This is a genomic window from Caulobacter sp. FG7 (assembly GCF_057808875.1).
In genome coordinates, this window is record NZ_JBMDIW010000067.1 from 1 (window position 1) to 1,308 (window position 1,308).

Sequence of the window (1,308 nt, forward strand, 5' to 3'; positions counted from 1 at the left end):
CATGCGCGTAGCGATGATTGGCACGGGCTATGTGGGCCTGGTGTCCGGGGCGTGCTTTGCGGACTTCGGTCACGTGGTGACGTGCATCGACAAGGATCCGCGCAAGATCTCGCGGCTGCTGGCCGGCGAGATCCCGATCTACGAGCCGGGGCTGGACGACTTGGTAGCCCGCAACGTCCGCGAGGGCCGGCTGTCGTTCACCCTGGAAGGCGCCCAGGCGATCAAGGACGCCGACGCGGTGTTCATCGCCGTGGGCACGCCGACGCGCCGCGGCGACGGCCACGCCGACCTTAGTTACGTCTATGCCGCCGCCGAGGAGATCGCCGGCCTGATCGACGGCTTCACCGTCGTCGTCACCAAGTCGACCGTGCCGGTGGGCACCGGCGACGAGGTCGAGGCGATCATCAAGCGGGTCAATCCGGCCGCCCAGTTCGCCGTGGTGTCGAACCCCGAGTTCCTGCGCGAGGGCGCGGCCATCGAGGACTTCAAGCGCCCCGACCGCGTGGTGGTCGGCGCCGAGGACGAGCGGGCCCAGGCGGTGATGCGCGAGCTCTACCGTCCGCTGAGCCTGAACGAGACCCCGATCGTCTTCACCGGCCGCCGCACCAGCGAGCTGATCAAGTACGCCGCCAACGCGTTCCTGGCGATGAAGATCACCTTCATCAACGAGATGGCCGACCTGTGCGAAAAGGTCGGGGCCGACGTGCAGCAGGTGGCCAAGGGCATCGGCCTGGACAAGCGGATCGGGGGCAAGTTCCTCAACGCCGGTCCCGGCTACGGCGGCTCGTGCTTCCCCAAGGACACCATCGCCCTGGTCAAGACCGCCGCCGACTACGGCGCGCCGACCCGGCTGATCGAGACCACGGTCGAGGTCAACGCCGCCCGCAAGAAGGCCATGGCCGACAAGGTCGCCGCCGTGCTCGGAACCGAGGATCTCTCGGGCAAGACCGTCGGCGTGCTGGGCGTGACCTTCAAGCCCAACACCGACGACATGCGCGACGCCCCCAGCCTGGACATCCTGCCGGCCCTGCAGGCCAAGGGCGCCAAGGTGCGGGCCTTCGACCCCGAAGGCCGCCACGAGGCGGAAGGCCTGCTGCCGGGCGTGGAGTTCGTCGCCGGCCCCTACGAGGCCGCCGATCAGGCCGACGTGCTGCTGATCCTCACCGAGTGGGACCAGTTCCGGGCCCTGGACCTGGAGCGTCTCAAGACCCTGCTGGCCGCCCCGGTCGTCGTCGACCTGCGCAACGTCTACAAGCCCCACGAAATGGTCCGCCACGGCTTTACCTACGCCTCGGTGGGGCGCGGGGC

At 69.0% G+C, this 1,308-nt stretch carries 1 protein-coding gene; it reads left to right on the forward strand.

The features are described 5' to 3' along the window. Position 1 precedes the first annotated feature (1 nt). Positions 2–1,308, forward strand: a 1,307-nt coding sequence (locus ACODR1_RS24755; protein ID WP_488882813.1) for a UDP-glucose dehydrogenase family protein, incomplete at its 3' end; no start/stop codon positions are given.